Genomic DNA, 15,366 nt, shown 5'->3' with positions numbered 1-15,366 from the left:
GAGAGCGAGGTGCTCGCCGCGTCAGCCCGCTGATCGGCCGCCGGGCGGCACCGGCGCTCGCCGCCCCCGCGTCCTGACCCGTGCCGCCGTCGTGAGCGCCGCGGCGACCGCGTGGTCCCTGCTCCTGCTTGCGGCCACCCTTGTGGGCGCCGCCGGAGCCGATGCTCATCCGAGGGTGATCACTCGGCGGGCGGAGTGAACCTCGTGGTCGGTCGCCGCTCCGAAGCGGTCATGGACCTTCTTCGCCCTGGGCGACCTCGACCCTGTGGTGGAAGTCGACGACGCCGGCTGTTCCGGCGGCGACGGACAGGACCGTGCAGGCCACGAGGAGGAACGCGGTACGCCGCCTGGCGCGTGAGCGCCCCTTGGAAGGTTCGAGGAGGGCGGCGACGCGTTGCGGAACCGGGCCGGTCGTCGCCGCGGGCGCGAAGTCCGGACGGGCGGACGGGGAGGCGTGGCCGGCGAGGGCGGCGCGGGCGATGGCCGTGGCGATCAGGCGTCGGTCGCCGAGGGCGGTGGCGGCGGCCTCGTCGGCGGCCCGCTCGGCGGCGAGCCGGATGGTGTCGCGGGTGGTGCGCAGCGCGGGGTGGCAGTGGGCGGCGAGTTCGGCGGCGGCCAGGAAGTAGTGGTGGCCGGCCCGGTTGTGGGCGCGTTCGTGGGCGAAGAGTGCCTCGCGCTCGGCGGGTCCGAGGCTGCGCAGCATGGCGGTGGTGACGACGATGCGGTGGGGCCGTCCGGGCAGGGCGTAGGCGTCGGGGTGCGGCGAGTCGACGACGCACAGGTCGCCGGCGGCGGGGCGGCGTTCGGCCTGTGTGCGGGCGGTGCGGAAGGCGCGGGTCTGCCGGACGGCCGACCGCACGACGGTCCAGGTGCTGAGGGTGAGCACTCCGGTGGCCGCCATGGCCGCGGGGAGGACAAGGTGGTCCGAGGGTGTGCGCAGGGGGTGGATGAGTTCGCCGAGGGCGGCGAAGGCGGGGAGTCTGAGCAGTCCGGTCAGGACCAGCGCGCCGAGCGCGGCCACGCAGGCTCCGCCCAGCGCCAGGGCCGAGGCGGTGAGGACCCACAGCGCGGTGGCGGGGGCCAGTCGGTCGAGGGTCCGGCGGGCCAGCGCCGGCGCGAGGAAGGGCAGGACCAGCGGTACGAGCAGCAGGACGGTCATCGTTCGTCGCCCTCCAGGAGCCGGCGCAGGTGCTGCTCGTCGCCGGGGTTGAGCTGGGCGACGAAGCGGGCCAGGACCGTCTCGCGGTCGGCGTCCCGGTCGAGTTCGGTGTGCATGCGCCGGGCGGTCAGGCCGGGGGCGTCCTGCACGGGGAGGTAGGCGTAGCCACGGCCGTGCCGCTCACGGCTGACGACGCCCTTCTCGTGCAGACGGGTCAGTATGGTCGCCACCGTCGTGCGGGCCAGGCCGGAGCCGAGTCCGGCCCGCACCCGTCCCGGTGTGAGCGGGGCACCGGCGGTCCACAGCACGGCCATGACGGCGGCCTCGAGCTCGCCGGCCGGCCGCCTCTCGTCCCTCGCGTCGGTCATGGGAACGTTCCTCATTCCGCCATCGTCTACAGTTGAGTAGACCGTCTACAGAATTGTAGTCGGTAGTCGGTAGTCGGTAGTCGGGTGTCGGGTGTCGGGTGTCGGGTGCCGCCGTGCCGCCGCCTCCGACGGCCGGGAAGAAGGGTGAAGGGGCTCTCGATGATGAGCACAGCCACACACCTGTCGTCGCAGCTTGCCGTCAATGTGCTGGAGGCCCGGTCGCTGCTGTCCGCCTTCGGCGTGCTCGGCGTGGGTGTGGTGCTGTTCGCCGAGACCGGGCTGCTGATCGGTTTCTTCCTCCCGGGCGACTCGCTGCTGTTCACGGCCGGTCTGCTGTGCACCGGCTCCGCCGGCCGCGGTCTGAAGCTGTCGCTCGCCCCGCTCCTGGTCGCCGCGGCGGTGGGAGCGACGGCAGGCGCGCAGTGCGGATATCTCCTGGGCCGCAGAGCGGGCGGCGCCCTGCCCGCCCGCAGCCGTTCGGCCCGCCTGCATGAGGGGGCGAAGCGCGCGGAGGAGCTGCTGGAGCGTTACGGGTACGCGAAGGCGATCGTCCTGGCCCGCTTCGTTCCGGTGGTGCGTACGGTCCTGAACCCGATGGCGGGCGCCCTGCGGGTACCGGTGCGGACGTTCACCGTCTGGCAGGTGACGGGCGGGCTGGCGTGGACCCTGGGTCTCACGCTGGCGGGGTACGCGCTGGGCTCCTCCGTACCGGACGTGGACCGGTATCTGCTGCCGATCGTCGCGGTGATCGCGGCCCTGTCCTTGCTTCCGCTCGCCTCCGAGGTGTACCGCTCGCGCCGGGACGCGAAGGCGAAGGAGGCACGCGGATGATTCTCGCCCTCGACGGCTCGTCGGTCGACGGCTCGGCCTACACCGACGTGGTGGACCTCGCCCGGCAGGCCCCCGCGTGGCTGGACGACACGGTGTCGGCGTGGTCGACGTACGGGCTCGCCCTGTTCGCGGCGCTCATGGCCGTCGGCTGGTGGCGCGCCCGGCGACTGGGTGCCGCCGCGTCCGTGACGGCGCTCGCCGTGCCGTTCGTCGTGGTCATGGCCCACGGGGTGGACGCGGCGCTGAAGCCGCTGGTGCGCGAGGACCGGCCCTGCCGGAGTCTGCGGGTGGCCACGCTGGAGGCGTGTCCGGCGCCCGGCGACTGGTCCTTCCCCAGCAACCACACGGCCGTCGCCGCCGCGGCGGCCGTCGCCCTGCTGTTCGTCTCCCGCCGGCTCGGCGCGGTCGCTGTCGTGGCCGCCGTCGCGATGGCGGCCGCACGGGTCTGGGTCGGCGCGCACTACCCCCACGACGTGCTGGCAGGGGTCGTGGTGGGTGCCCTGGCCGCGCTGCTCGCCATGTCGGCGTTGCGCGGGCGTGCGGACGGCCTGGCCCTGCGGCTCACGGCCACCCGCCTGCGTCCGCTGGTGATCGCGTCATGAAGCGCGGCGACGTCGCCGAGCTGGCCGGCAGCTGCGGTCTCGGCGCATGGACGGCGTTCGGCGTGCTGACCATGGTCGTGGTGGGCCACGACGGGATACCGCTGTTCACGGACGGCGACTTCCTCTCGTGGTCCGTCGGCCACCGGCCGGACGTGGCGGTGGCGTTCGCCGGCGCGGTGACCGCCACCGGGACGGGTGTGATCCCGTACGCGCTGGCCGTCCTGGCCGGAGTCGTCGCGGGACGCACTCTCCGGCAGCGCGCGGTGGCCGCCGCGCTCTGCCTGGCCTGTCTCGGGGCGGGCCAGGCGCTGCGGTACGCGGTGATGGCGCTCGTCGCCCGGCCGCGGCCACCCCTGACGGACTGGGAGACGCATGCCTCGGGATGGGCGTTCCCGTCCGGTCACACCACCACGGCGGCCCTCACCGCGGGTCTGCTGATCATCGCCGTCCGGGTGCGCGGCCCGCGTGGCACAATCCCGTTCACCCTGGTCATCGGCGGCTGGGGCGCGCTGGTCGGGCTGAGCCGCGGCTACCTCGGGGTGCACTGGTTCACCGACGTCGTCGGCGGCTGGCTGTTCGCCCTCGGCTGGCTGGGACTGTGCCTGTGCGCCGTGGCCCGCTGGCTGCCCGAGCGATGGACCCCCGGTACGACGGACCCGGACTCGGTGGTCGGGACGACGGAGCCGATGCGCACAGCGGAAAGCCGAACGGGCCTGGCACCAGGACAGAGGGAGAACCATGCGGCAGACCATCCTCGTCGTCGAGGACGATCACGCCCTGCGTGACGTGCTGATGCGCGGGCTGCGCGAGGAGGACTTCGACACCGTGCCCGCGCCGGACGGCGCCACCGCCCTGCGGCTGGCCGGCGCCGGCATCTCCGCCGCCGTGCTCGACATCGGGCTGCCCGACGCCGACGGACGGGACGTGTGCCAGGCGATGCGCGCGAACGGATTCCTCTCCCCCGTCATCTTCCTGACCGCGCACCACCGGCTGACCGACCGGCTGTCCGGGTTCTCCGCCGGAGGCGACGACTACCTGCCCAAGCCGTTCCATCTCGCCGAACTCGCGGCCCGCCTGCGGGCCGCCCTCAAACGGACCGCACCGCCACCCGCGGCCACGGCGGGAGACCTGGTCCTCGACGCTGTCCGGCACGTGGTCAGCGTCCGGGGCACCCGGGTCGATCTGACACCGACCGAGTTCCGCCTCCTGGCCGCGCTCATGGCGGCCTCCGGCGCGATCGTGCGGCGCCGCGAGCTGGTGCGGGCGGGCTGGCCCGAGGGCGCCCAGGTCCACGACAACACCCTCGACCAGTACCTGACCCGACTGCGCCGCAAGCTGCGCGCGGCAGGCAGCGACCGGACGATCGGCACGGCCCGCGGGATCGGCCACCGCCTGTCATGAGCACCATCCGCCGGCTGACGGGGCCCGCCGCGTTCGCTCTCCTCCACCGGCTGGCGCCCCGCACGCTGCGTGGCCGGCTCTCCCTCGTGGCCCTCACCACGGCCACGCTGCTGATGCTGGTCCTCACCGTCGCCTTCAACGCCGTGGCCGGCCACCGCCTCCAGCACCAGGCGGACGACGAGCTGCGCACCCGCGCCGCCGCCGTCGCGACGACCATCGACACCAGCGGTCCGAAGGTACGCGTCCTGGAGACCTCCCACGACGAACTCCTCGACACGAACGTGTGGATCTACGCCGGCCGACGCCTGCTGGAAGCGCCACCGAACGCCGGCCCCGTGACCCCCGTCGCCGACGCGCTCGCCGGGCGCGGCGGGCGGCGGTGCGTGACCACCGACGTCGACGGCCCCCTCCGGCTGTGCTCTCAGCCGGTGTCCGGAGGCGGTCACGAGGCCACGGTGGTCACCGCGCTCGACCTCTCCCCCTACCGGAGTTCGGCCGACACGCTGCTCCTGGGATCGCTCGCCCTCGACGTCGTGATGCTCGCCTGCACCTACGCGCTGACACGGCTCGCGGTGGGCCGCGCGCTGCGCCCCGTCCGCGCGATGACCGACCAGGCCACCCAGTGGAGCGCCGTCACCTCCGAGCAACGCTTCGCCGGCGTCCGGCACCCGGCCGAACTCGCCCGCCTCGGCAGGTCGCTGGACGCCATCCTGGACCGCATCCGCACCCTTCTGCGCCACGAGCGGCAGCTCACCGGGGAACTCTCGCACGAGCTGCGTACGCCCCTGAGCCGGATCATCGCCGAACTCGACTGGTGGCGGACCCACCCCCGCACGGACGACCAGACCCGCACGACGCACCAGGTCATCGCCGACGCCGCCGAGTCCATGCGCGCCATCTGCGACACCCTCCTGGACGACGCCCGGGGCGGCGCACCGACCGCTCCGGGCACCGCCGAAGTCCTTCCCACACTGCACGGCCTCGCCGAAGCCCTGGACGTGCCAAGCCACTTGGCGGTCACCGCCGAGGGCCCACGGCTGGTGGCCGGCGTCCCGCCCGCCCTCCTCGAACGCATCGTCAGCCCACTCCTGGCCAACGCCTGCCGCTACGCCCGCTCCAGCGTCGCCGTCCGCACCTCCCGCACACCCGACGGCGTACGCATCGCCGTCACCGACGACGGACCCGGCGTACCACCCCCGTTCGCCGCACGGCTCTTCGAACCCGGCCAACGCGCGGATCCCGGCGACGGACACAGCGGAGCGGGCCTCGGACTGCCGCTGGCGCGACGCCTCGCCCGATCCGCCGGAGGCGAGGTGACCTACGACCCCGGGCACACATCCGGGGCACGCTTCGTGATCAGCCTGCCCGCCGGTTGAGATCCACCCCACGCGCCGGCACCGGCGGATCACGGCCCGTCAGGGCCAATCACCGCGTGACTTCGTGCCGGATGTCCTTGCGAGAGGCGGCCAGATAGCCGACGAAGCCGAAAATGGCCACCGTCCAGGACAACGTGACCGGCCCCAGGCCCAGGTCGAGCCCGCCCCGGCCGTGGCCGACGGCCATCCAGTCGGCGACGGAGGCACCGAGCGGGCGGGTGATGACGTACGCCGCCCAGAACGCGGTCACCGCGTTCAGGCCGCCCCAGCGGTGAGCGACGGCCGGAACGGCGATCGCGGCGGCGTACAGGACGGCGGAACCCAGGTAACCGAGGCCGATCGTGGCGGTGAGGTCGCCCGCGGCGGTGCCCAGCGCGAACGTGGCCAGCACAGCGGCCCAGTAGAAGATCTCGCGGCGCCGGGTGTGGATGCTGTGGATGGACAGGGTTCCTTCGCTGCGGTACCAGAGGGCGAAGACGGCAGCCAGCGCGACCATGAAGAAGGGGGTCGAGAGCGTGTACGGCACGCCGAGGCCGACGTGCAGGATGTCGGCGGCCATCGTGCCGAACACGCTGACCATGACGATCGCTGTCCAGTAGATCCAGGCCACATACCGGCGGGCGGCGAACTGCACCGCCAAGGCCACGACCAGGGCCATACCGCCGAGGCCGACCGCGGGGATCGGGCCGAACAGGTGGGCCAGCCAGTCGGAGGCCGTCTCGCCCATACCGGTCGTCAGCACCTTGATGGTCCAGAAGTAGACAGTCACCTCCGGCACCTTGCTCGCCGCATGTCGTGCGCGGCGCGAAGGCCGGTCGTGAGTGAGGTGATCTGTCGTCATGGCAGGCACGATGACATGGTGCACGGTGGTTGCCCCAGACCCCTTTGCCAGAGCTTTTGCGCTTCTGGTGCCCGAGTTGCCCAAGGCCAGCCCGAGCCTGAACACCACCTGAACACAGTGGCCGATGAGCTGGTCAGCGGCGCGCGGCCGGTGATACCGGCGACCTCCCGACGTTGCCACTACGGCCGAGCGACGGCTCGCCGAGGGCAGGCTGCGCGCGCAGGAGAACGCCCGAATGCTCAGTGGGACGGATACTCCTGTAGTGGCGTGGGTTGCCGAAGGACGTGGAGGACGTTAACCAGTAGGCGACGCCGATGCAGGAGGCCACGGCCACGGGCGCGAACCTCAGTTGGCCGGTGCGGGCCAGGCCGAAGATCAGCAGGATCAGGCAGTCGATGGCCACTACCTCGCCCAGGCAGACGGCCGGCCGAGCGGTCGTGCGTGGGCCACTGCACCCCGACGTCCTTCGTCCTTGCGACTTGCCTCGTCGGGACCGCATGCCCGCAGGCGAGCGACACCCGGCGCCGCCGCCTGGGCCCAAGGCAAACCTCGCCATGATCACTTAAAGCAACTAAGAACATAGTGGGTAATTGGGCATATACTCACCCTGCCACCGTTCCCAGGATGTTCCCATCTGGGCACAGAAAAAGCCTCCCACGATGTTCGCGGGAGGCTTTCAGGGCCCTGACCTGGGCTTTCTTGAGCCGCCTTCGGGATTCGAACCCGAGACCTACGCATTACGAGACCGTGAGGGATCGTGTTGCCTCGTGCCTCGCCGTGCTGCCCGGTGGCGTTTCGCCTGATCAGAGCACGTGCGGCAGGTTGACCCGTGCCACCCGATGCTGCACGGTCCGAAGGCGTCCGGCCACCGGCTGGCCACCGGGAAGGCCACCACTGATGGCAAGAAGCAGGAGCACCGGGATTGCAGGGCTCCACAGCCCCTTCTTACCCGTGCCGGGTCTCCCGCAGGTCGCTCCTGAGACGGCCCCTTCCGGCTCGGCCGGTGCAGACCCCGCCGGTCGGCTGTTCCCGAGACCGTCCTTCAGCTCCATTGGGCACTGCCCATGGCGAAGTTTCAGGTCCCGGGTCTGGGGTGCGGAGGGTTCGGGATACTCGTGCTGGTCGCGGCGGATGACTTTGGCGAAGATCGTCGGGCACCTGGAGACGCCGCGGTTCGTCAGGAGCAACACAGCCCTCACCAGGGAGGTCACCCGCCTCGGGTCGGTACGTACCCACGGGATGGCGCTGTCCGCCATATCATGACGGCACGCGGGAAGGAGCACCGTCAATGAGCGTCGACGCGATCGTGCACACCGAGTTCCCCAGGGGTTACACGGTCCTGTTCGGGGCCGACGGAAAGGTGATCATGACTCCGCAGAGTGAGGAGCATTCAAGCACCATCAGGTCGATGCAGATCGACTCGGCGGCCGCCCTCGGCCGTCATGCGAAGGTCACCTCCGACGTCTACATCGACTTCCCGGCCGACGAGAACTCAGCCCCCGACCTGGCCATCCTGCGCGAGGACGCGCGCCGGGAGAGCAAGCGCTACAGCTTCGAAGACGTCCTGCTGATCTCGGAGGTCGTCTCCACCTCCTCGGCGCGCAAGGACTACGACGACTGCACGGCGAAGTACGGCCGCTACGGCATCCCCGTCTACCTGGTCGTGGACCCTTACGCCCGGGAAGTCGTCCTGCACACCGACCCCACCGCGAGCGGCTACAGCACCGCGCACACGCGCGCGTACGGAACGGGCAAGCTTCCCATCGCGCTGGCCGACGGCCGCACCTTCACCCTCGACCTCGACGAACTTCCGGTGCCCGAACCGGACACCGACACACGCTGAAAGCCGCCCGCCGAGTAACGCGGGGTAACGAACGCGATCGAACTGATCTCGTCCACGGGCTCGGGTACCGGCGCCGGCTCGCCGGTGCATGCGCTTCGACGTGCTCCGGTCGACGGATCGAGTCGGCCACCGGACGCCGGTTCAGGCACGAGTGAGGTCGGACAGGAGTGCGGGCAGGAGGCGTTCCTCCATGACCGTGCTGCCCGACGCCTCCATCGCGAGGGCCAGTCCGGAGTCCCAGGGGCTGGCCGCGGGCGGTCCCGCGAGCGGTGTGGACCCGCCCTTGCCGAGTGCCGCCGTGTAGTCGGCGGCGGTCATCCGCCAGGGTCGCGCGCCGTGTCGGACCATGGCGTTCGCGGTGATCCGCAGGCCGGCCCAGTCGAAGTCGGCGCGCCAGTGCAGCCGGGCTCCCGCGCGTACGGCGTCGCCGAGCAGTTTGTGGCAGGCGGCGGACGGGACGCCCTCGGTGCAGACCAGGGCGGCGCCGGTGTCCTGCAGTTCGCCGGCCGCGGCGCGCAGGACGGCCGGGTTCTCGCAGACGAAGATGGTGCGGGCGGCGGGGACGACGGGGTCGGTGGCGAGCTGGTGGAGGGTGAGCCGGAAGGGTATGCCGAAGCCGGCGGCGTCACGCAGCCAGTCGCAGACGACGGTGTCGCCCCTGGCGCCGATGTTGAGGACGAGGACCTGGCTGGCGAGGTCGTCCGCGATGGCGCCGGCGCTCTCCCAGAGGGCGCGCCGCCCGGCCCGGTCAGGCGGTACCTCCGAGCCGCCGCCGGTGCGCTGGGCGAGGGCCCGCAGGACGAGCTGTTCCAGCGGGGCGCCGGGCACGAGGGCTTTGGTGTCGCCGGTGGCCCACTCGGCGAGGACCGGGAGCGGCAGGACGCCGGGGACCCGCTTCGGGGAACCCGCGGAGCGGTCCCCGTCACCGGTCAGTCTTTCCAGGACACGTACCGCCGCGTCGAGGAGCGGCGCGTCTCCCCGGCGTACGAGACGGGTGAGCGTGCCGTCGGCGGCGATCCGGTCCAGCCAGGCGGCGAACCATCCCTGCCCGGCGAGCCGACTGGAGTGGGCCGACTTCAGGGCGTCGTCGCGGCGTGCTTCCTCTTCGGCCCGTTCGGCGGGCCGGTCACGCAGCGGCCCGTGGAGACGGCCGAGGGTCTGGAGGAGACCGGTGCCGTAGCGGCCGTAGAGATACCCGTCCAGATCACTCAGGGGTAGAGCGAGGCGCTTGGCGGTCTCGGGCCGGTAGCGGCCGGTGATCCCGATGACGGTGCGGCGCTCGGCCTCGCTGGGCCTCGTGAGCCCGATGTCGCCGTCGAGCGCGCCTCCGGTGCGCTCCAGCCTGCGGCGGGCGGCGGCGAGCAGCCGCCTCCATCCTTCGTCCCGCAACTCGTCGTACCCGTGGCCTTCACGCTGCTCAGTCGACAACCGCGGCCTCCTCGGGCGTCGGGACGCGCCGGGTGCCGGGCGAGCCGAGGGCGGCGGTGAGGTCCCCGGTGTCGTCGGCGAGGAGCCGGTCGCCGTCCCAGACGAGCAGCAGGGCGGAGACGGTGTGGTCGACGGCGGTGTGCGCGAGGTCGTAGTGGGCGGCGGCGGACACGGAGGCGTGGGCGGCCCACAGGTCGTAGCCGGTCATGAACAGGTCGAGGTCGAACTGCGCGGCCAGCGACATGAGTTCGCCGCGCCCGGTGTCGTCCACGCCCGCGAAGGCCTCGTCGAGGGCGAGCAGGCGGGGGGCGTGCGGGTGGGCGGAGTTGAGCATGGCGTGCGCGGCGGCGAACAGCGGCAGGTGCAGTGACACGGACTGCTCACCGCCCGACAGCCGGCTGTGCCGGGCGCGGGTGAGCCTCTCCTCGCTCTTGTCGGGGCGTACGAGCTGGAACGCGAACTGCCGCCAGCGCCGGTAGTCGAGGACCTCGGCGAGCAGTTCGCGGTAGGGCTGGTCACGGTGGCGGGCGCGGGCGGTCTTGATCTGCGCGGCAAAGTGGGTGCGCACCCGGGTGAGGCCGTCGGGGCCGAGACGGGCGGCGTCGGCGTCGAGGAGGGCGCAGACGGCACGCTGTTCGTCGTCGAGGTGGTCGGCGAGCAGCCAGCTCACCCCGACCGTCGTCCCCGAGGACATGGTGCGCTGACGCATGTCGGAGTTCATCCGCCTGATCAGGTCGCGGGCGTCGACGGTGCGGTCGTGGATCTGCTGGGCGAGCCGAGTGAGCAGGGCGTCCTCCAGGATGCGCCGCTCGGACTCGGAGAGCAGTTCGGCCTGGTCACGGCGGTGGGAGGAGATCTTCTGGGCGAAGGCGGCGACGGGCAGCGGACCCTCCTCGTCGGCCACGCGTACGACGATGATCCCGTCGGAGCCGTCCCATTCGGGCCGGTAGTCCTGTCCGGCGGCGGCGAGTTGCGCCTGCAGGTCGTCCAGGGCCTTGGTGAGACGGGTGACGGACTGCTTGAGGCTGGTCTCGGTGGGGGTGAGGTCGCGGGTCGCGGCCAGGATCGCCTCGTGTACGGCGACCACGGCCGGCGGGAGTGCCTCGCCGGCCCAGTCGGCCTCCTGGGCGGGCCAGGCGAGGCCGGGCGGGCAGCGCAGGATGTCGAGGAGTTCGCGGGCGGCGTACGGGCGCAGGCCGCGAGCGGTGTCCTTCTCCTCCGCCGCCGCGACCGCCCCGGCCTCGGCGGCGGCCGTACGGCGGGCCTCGGCCGAGGCGGTGCCCGCGATCGCGGCGTGCTGGGCCGTGCGGGCCGCCTCGGCCTCCCGGGCCAGGGCGTCGATCCCGTCCTCGGCCTCCTGCACCTGCCGCATCACCTCCTGCGCCTCGGCCCCGACGGCATCCTGGAGGGCCTCCAGCCCCGCGGCCTCCTCGGTGTGCCGGCGGCGCGCCGCACGCTCGGTGTCCGCCGCCGCCTCCTCGTCCTCGGCGGCGGCGGTGAGCCGGTCGGCGCCCGCCTGGGCGGCCTCGGTCTGGCGGGCGTGCTCGCGACGGCGGGCGGCGAGTTCGCGGACCGCCGCCTCGAAGGCGCGGGTGGCGGTCTCCACGGCGTCGACGCGCTCGGTCTCGATGCCGTGCTCGGCCGCGGTACGGCGCAGGGCGCGCTCGGCGACCGAACAGGCGGCCACCGACTCGTCGTACGAGCCCTGGGCGGCGTCGGCGGCGTCGCGGGTGGCGCGCAGCCGCGCCGCGGCCCGGTCGAGTTCGCGCAGGGCCTGCGTGATGCCGGTGGTGCGGGGCAGCGCGGCGCGGGCGGCGGCGTACGCGTCGAGGGCGGCGTCCGTACGGGCCTGCCTGCGCCCCAACTCGTCGAGTTCGGCGGTCAGTTCGGCCAGCAGCGCCTCGCAGGCGGCGATCCGGGCGGCGCGCCGACGGGCACGGGCGGTGGCGCCGACGTACTCGGCGTGCTCCTTGGTGTGGGCACCGACCAGGACACCGGCCGCGTACCGGCCGTCTGGGCCGATCTGCGGGGTCCCGGTGTCGAGGTCGCCGGTGACGGCGACGGAGCGCAGTACGGCGGTGATGCGGGCGGCCGGGATCGCGGCGTCGCCGTCGGGGTCCTCGGGCGCCTCGGGCTTCAGGAGGTCCGCGAGGCTCGGTCCGCCCACCGGGGCACCGGCCCGGAGGTAGCCCTCGCTGTGGCCGGCCGCCACGGGGGTGTCCTCGGCGGTGACGAGGGCGTCGAGAAGACCGGACGCCTCCAGGGCCGCTTCCAGGTCCGCTCGCTGATGATCCGTCAGATCGCTGCCGAAATCGACGAGTTGCCACAGCGGCACACCATCACCGGACGCCCTGTTGGAGGTTCGGCCTCGGGCCGGGGGCGGGGCGTCGTCGTGCTCGGCGGCGATCCGGTCGCGTTCGGCCTCCGTCTCGGCGCGGCGGCGCTCGACATCCGTGCGCTGGGCGCGCAGGGCGGCGAGGGTGTCGCGCAGTTCCTGTACGGCGGGAGCGGTGGCATCGGTGAAGGCGTCGGCGAGCGTGACCGCGTCGGCCTCGCCGGTGAGTTCGAGGGCTTCGGCGAGCCGGCGGGCACCCTCCTCGGCCAGGAGCGTGCCGTGTGTTTCCGTCCACCGGCCGAGCACTGTGCGGGCCTCTTCGCGGGCGGATTCGAGGGCCGCCTCGGCAACGGCTTCGGCGGTCTCGGCCGCGGCGACGGCCTCCTGTGCACGGTCGAGCGAGCCCCGGGCGAGGTCACGGGTCTGCTCGGCGCCGCGTGCCGCCTGCTGGGCGGCGCGCACGGCCCGGACGCCCTCGTGTCGGGCGGCGGCGAGCGCGGCGGAGCGGTCGGCGAGCCGGGCGGGCTCGGCGTCGGCCGGGGTCCAGGGGAGTCCGGCGGTGTGGGCGTGGTCGGCGACCGTGGCGGCATCGCGGGAGACGGCGGCGTCGAGTTCGGCGGCGATCCGGGCGGCGTGTTCGGCCTCGGCGCGGGCACGGCCGGTGGCTGCCGTACGGCGCTCACGCTCGGCGGTCGCCTGCCGGGCGGTCTGCTCGCAGGTACGCACCAGCCGCTCCAGGTCGGCCAGTTGCTCGACGGCCTGGTAGGCGGCGGAGGAGCGCAGCTGGTCGAGACGAGCACGCTGGGCGGCGAGCGAGGCGTCGGCCGACTCGGCGCGCGTCTCGGCGGCGGCCTGCTGCTCGCGGGCCGCCGCCAGGTCCGCTGCGGCGGTGCGCAGGGCGGCGGCGCGTTCGGCGGTCTCGGCGCGGCGGGCGGTGAGCCGGTCCGCGGCGGCGCGGGCGTGGACCCGCAGATAGGTGGAGTAGCTCGCGAGGAAGGCGCGGGTGGCGTCGTCGGCGGCGGCCAGGCCCTCCAGGGTGCGCTGCACGGACTCCATGTCGTCGAAGGAGCGGGCCGCCTCGGCGATCAGGTCGTCGTCGAGCGGGCGCAGGCCCGCGGTGAGGGTGTCGGAGAGCTTGGCCGGGTCGAGGTTCTTGGCGAGCTGCGGGCGGCGCAACGTGAGGATCAGGGTGAGCAGTTGCTCGTACCGCTCCCGGCCGAGGCCGAACAGGCGCTGGTCGACGGCGGCGCGGTAGTCGGCCGTGGAGGCGATCAGCTCGCGTCCGAGTTCGGCGGCGAGCTGTTTCCTCGTCATCGGCCGGTCGTCGTGGGTGAGGAGGGAGAAGTCCTCGCCCACGCGGCCTTCGGCGACGAAGTGCCACCGGGCGGGTGTGTCGCGGTGTCGCTGGGCGTGCAGCCCGATGCCGCAGGTGACGGCTTCCCCGGTCTCGCGGTGGGTGAACTCGATCCAGACGTAGCCGAGCGCGCTGTCCTGCCCGCGGAAGAGCAGGTTGGACTTCATCGTGCGGTCCTCGGCGGCGAACGGGTTGAGCCGCTTGGGGTCGATGCGCCCGTCGAGGACGAACGGGAACAGCACCTCCAGCGCCTTGGTCTTGCCGGACCCGTTGGGACCGCGCAGCACCAGCCAGCCGCCCGCGAAGGAGAACTCCTCGTCCCTGTAGTCCCACAGGTTGATGATCCCGGCACGGGTGGGGACGTAGCGGGCTGCCGGTGTGGGAGCGGGAGTGCTCACGGAGTCGGGTCCTTGGCGGTTTCGTCGTCGAACAGGGCGGTCTGGGCGGGTGGTTGGGGGGCCGTACGGGTCTTCACCCGGGCGGTGACCCCTCGGTAACGGGCAAGCAGAGGCAGCGCGAGGGCCCCGCCGTCGACCCGAACGATCAGCGACATGGCGGCCAGCAGGTCGAGAGCCTGGTCGAGCAGCCGGTCCGGGTCGCCGCGCAGATCGGCGGCGAATCCCGCGCCGTACTCGCCGATGATCTCCTTGAGCCTGCCCCGGAGCCAGGAGTCCGTGACGAAGGGGTACCGGGTCTCGCCCGGCTCGTGATCCGCGTCGACGACCGTCTCGTACGCCGACTCCTCATCGGGCTCCGCGAGTTCGGTGAGTTCGGCGACCGTCCCACGCGACGGCAGCGCGCCGTCGATCCGCCGGGCGCGGGCCGCGAGGCGTTCGGCGGCCGTGGGTGCGGGCAGCAGTTCGAGGGCGTGCCGTCCGGAACGCTGCACGGCGGCGCTGATCCGGGCGGCGAGCAACAGCGCGGCCTGCGCGACCGTACCGCCGCCGGGGAAACGGACGTCGGACAGCCTGCCGGAGGTGTCGACGAGCGCCACGCCCTCCGCCCGCCGCTCCACCGACAGCCCGGTCAGCCGCTCCAGATCCTCGGCGAGGGCGGGGGCCCGCAGCTGGCCCAGGAGTTCGCTGTCGGCGTCGGCGTAGTACGCGACCGGGTTCTCCAGCACGAGGCGGCGGGCCCGGCGTGCCTGGTCGCGGCGCTGGGCGGCGCGGCCGGCGGACAGCCCCAGCGCGCCGGAGGAGTCGAGGAGCGAGGTGACCGAGGTCAGATGCTGGAGCACGCGGGTCGGGTGGTGGACGGCGAGGAGGATCTCTCGGTCGATGTCGTACAGGGCCTCGGCACGCTCGGGATCGCCTGCCCAGGCGGTGGCGGAACCGTCGGCGAGAGTGAGCGCGCCGCGTTCGGTGAGCCAGGTGACGGCGTCGACGAAGGCGTCCCGGTCGGGCTTGCGCGCGGTGTCGAGCCCGAGTCCGTCGATGCGTACGGCGTCGGCGGCGACCGCGTCGGCCAGTTCGCCCAGCGCCACCTGCGCGCCGTGGCGGCCGAGAGCCGCGAGGGTGAGGACGAGGTAGGCGTAGCGGCGGCGGTCGAAGGGGCGTCCCGCGCGGGTGAGGGCCGGGCGGGTGGCGTCCAGGCCGTCCTGGGCGCGCTGGAGGCGGGCGGTGTCGGCGGTGGTGACAAGCCGGTAGCCGAGCACCTCCATCAGGTCGGTGCGCAGCTGATCGGCCCAGCGGCGCACGGTCGCCAGCGCCGCCCTGTCCGGGTACCCGGACGTGACCAGGGGGTGCCGCAGTACGAGCCGTACCGCCTTCTGGTAGTCGGCGAGTTCGAGCGGAGAGACGCCTTCGGCGGCACGGCTCATACGGCGACC

The 15,366-nt window shown here is 73.3% G+C and carries 12 protein-coding genes and 1 pseudogene; 6 read left to right on the top strand and 7 right to left on the bottom strand.

Features of this window, described 5'->3' with window-relative positions; genetic code table 11:
- Positions 1–229: 229 nt before the first annotated feature.
- Both OG352_RS24540 and OG352_RS24535 read right to left on the bottom strand, forming a co-directional pair.
- Positions 230–1,159: a M48 family metalloprotease gene (locus OG352_RS24540; RefSeq protein WP_329219816.1), complete on the bottom strand. Its 930-nt coding sequence runs from the start codon at positions 1,157–1,159 to the stop codon at positions 230–232.
- The gene (locus OG352_RS24535) at positions 1,156–1,527 is read right to left on the bottom strand and encodes a BlaI/MecI/CopY family transcriptional regulator (protein WP_329219815.1); all 372 of its coding nucleotides are present in this window, start codon (positions 1,525–1,527) and stop codon (positions 1,156–1,158) included. Before OG352_RS24535 ends, OG352_RS24540 begins: the two co-directional genes overlap by 4 nt.
- A gap of 162 nt (positions 1,528–1,689) precedes the next feature.
- Here OG352_RS24535 and OG352_RS24530 point away from each other — a divergent pair, with 162 nt between their 5' ends.
- Genes OG352_RS24530 through OG352_RS24510 form a run of 5 tightly spaced genes read left to right on the top strand, consistent with a single transcriptional unit; the run spans position 1,690 to position 5,737 of the window.
- Positions 1,690–2,358, top strand: coding sequence for a DedA family protein (locus OG352_RS24530; RefSeq protein WP_329219813.1), 669 nt, complete (start codon positions 1,690–1,692; stop codon positions 2,356–2,358).
- Positions 2,355–2,960, top strand: coding sequence for a phosphatase PAP2 family protein (locus tag OG352_RS24525; RefSeq protein ID WP_329219811.1), 606 nt, complete (start codon positions 2,355–2,357; stop codon positions 2,958–2,960). The genes OG352_RS24530 and OG352_RS24525 overlap by 4 nt, the downstream gene beginning before the upstream one ends.
- Positions 2,957–3,745: a phosphatase PAP2 family protein gene (locus OG352_RS24520; RefSeq protein WP_329219810.1), complete on the top strand. Its 789-nt coding sequence runs from the start codon at positions 2,957–2,959 to the stop codon at positions 3,743–3,745. The genes OG352_RS24525 and OG352_RS24520 overlap by 4 nt, the downstream gene beginning before the upstream one ends.
- On the top strand, positions 3,699–4,361 hold the full coding sequence (locus tag OG352_RS24515; protein WP_329219809.1) for a response regulator transcription factor: 663 nt from the start codon (positions 3,699–3,701) through the stop codon (positions 4,359–4,361). The genes OG352_RS24520 and OG352_RS24515 overlap by 47 nt, the downstream gene beginning before the upstream one ends.
- Entirely contained in the window at positions 4,358–5,737 is a 1,380-nt protein-coding gene (locus tag OG352_RS24510; protein ID WP_329219807.1) for a sensor histidine kinase, read from the top strand. Before OG352_RS24515 ends, OG352_RS24510 begins: the two co-directional genes overlap by 4 nt.
- Before the next feature lie 49 nt (positions 5,738–5,786).
- Here OG352_RS24510 and OG352_RS24505 read toward each other — a convergent pair whose 3' ends face one another.
- Both OG352_RS24505 and OG352_RS24500 read right to left on the bottom strand, forming a co-directional pair.
- Positions 5,787–6,578: a COG4705 family protein gene (locus tag OG352_RS24505; protein ID WP_329219806.1), complete on the bottom strand. Its 792-nt coding sequence runs from the start codon at positions 6,576–6,578 to the stop codon at positions 5,787–5,789.
- Positions 6,579–6,846: 268 nt separating this feature from the next.
- A pseudogene (locus OG352_RS24500) lies at positions 6,847–7,033 on the bottom strand (aquaporin family protein); the annotation flags it as partial.
- A gap of 833 nt (positions 7,034–7,866) precedes the next feature.
- Between OG352_RS24500 and OG352_RS24495 the strand changes: the two are divergent.
- Complete coding sequence (locus OG352_RS24495; protein WP_329219804.1) at positions 7,867–8,421, top strand: Uma2 family endonuclease; 555 nt, start codon at positions 7,867–7,869, stop codon at positions 8,419–8,421.
- Between the two features lie 141 nt (positions 8,422–8,562).
- Here the strand turns inward: OG352_RS24495 and OG352_RS24490 are convergent, their stop codons facing one another.
- From OG352_RS24490 to OG352_RS24480, 3 genes are read right to left on the bottom strand one after another with little or no spacing between them, the layout of a single operon-like run.
- Positions 8,563–9,849: a TIGR02679 family protein gene (locus tag OG352_RS24490; protein ID WP_329219803.1), complete on the bottom strand. Its 1,287-nt coding sequence runs from the start codon at positions 9,847–9,849 to the stop codon at positions 8,563–8,565.
- Complete coding sequence (locus OG352_RS24485) at positions 9,839–13,936, bottom strand: TIGR02680 family protein (RefSeq protein WP_329219802.1); 4,098 nt, start codon at positions 13,934–13,936, stop codon at positions 9,839–9,841. The genes OG352_RS24490 and OG352_RS24485 overlap by 11 nt, the downstream gene beginning before the upstream one ends.
- Entirely contained in the window at positions 13,933–15,357 is a 1,425-nt protein-coding gene (locus tag OG352_RS24480; RefSeq protein WP_329219801.1) for a TIGR02678 family protein, read from the bottom strand. Before OG352_RS24480 ends, OG352_RS24485 begins: the two co-directional genes overlap by 4 nt.
- Positions 15,358–15,366: the final 9 nt, after the last annotated feature.

This window comes from Streptomyces sp. NBC_01485, from assembly GCF_036227125.1.
Taxonomy (GTDB): domain Bacteria; phylum Actinomycetota; class Actinomycetes; order Streptomycetales; family Streptomycetaceae; genus Streptomyces.
This window is presented reverse-complemented; position numbering and strand designations above follow the sequence as displayed.

What these genes read in the sequence shown, in the direction of transcription:
- OG352_RS24540 (WP_329219816.1), bottom strand. Translation starts at nt 1,159, where the DNA reads ATGACCGTCCTGCTGCTCGTACCGCTGGTCCTGCCCTTCCTCGCGCCG.
- OG352_RS24535 (WP_329219815.1), bottom strand. Translation starts at nt 1,527, where the DNA reads ATGACCGACGCGAGGGACGAGAGGCGGCCGGCCGGCGAGCTCGAGGCC.
- OG352_RS24530 (WP_329219813.1), top strand. Translation starts at nt 1,690, where the DNA reads ATGAGCACAGCCACACACCTGTCGTCGCAGCTTGCCGTCAATGTGCTG.
- OG352_RS24525 (WP_329219811.1), top strand. Translation starts at nt 2,355, where the DNA reads ATGATTCTCGCCCTCGACGGCTCGTCGGTCGACGGCTCGGCCTACACC.
- OG352_RS24520 (WP_329219810.1), top strand. Translation starts at nt 2,957, where the DNA reads ATGAAGCGCGGCGACGTCGCCGAGCTGGCCGGCAGCTGCGGTCTCGGC.
- OG352_RS24515 (WP_329219809.1), top strand. Translation starts at nt 3,699, where the DNA reads ATGCGGCAGACCATCCTCGTCGTCGAGGACGATCACGCCCTGCGTGAC.
- OG352_RS24510 (WP_329219807.1), top strand. Translation starts at nt 4,358, where the DNA reads ATGAGCACCATCCGCCGGCTGACGGGGCCCGCCGCGTTCGCTCTCCTC.
- OG352_RS24505 (WP_329219806.1), bottom strand. Translation starts at nt 6,578, where the DNA reads ATGACGACAGATCACCTCACTCACGACCGGCCTTCGCGCCGCGCACGA.
- OG352_RS24495 (WP_329219804.1), top strand. Translation starts at nt 7,867, where the DNA reads ATGAGCGTCGACGCGATCGTGCACACCGAGTTCCCCAGGGGTTACACG.
- OG352_RS24480 (WP_329219801.1), bottom strand. Translation starts at nt 15,357, where the DNA reads ATGAGCCGTGCCGCCGAAGGCGTCTCTCCGCTCGAACTCGCCGACTAC.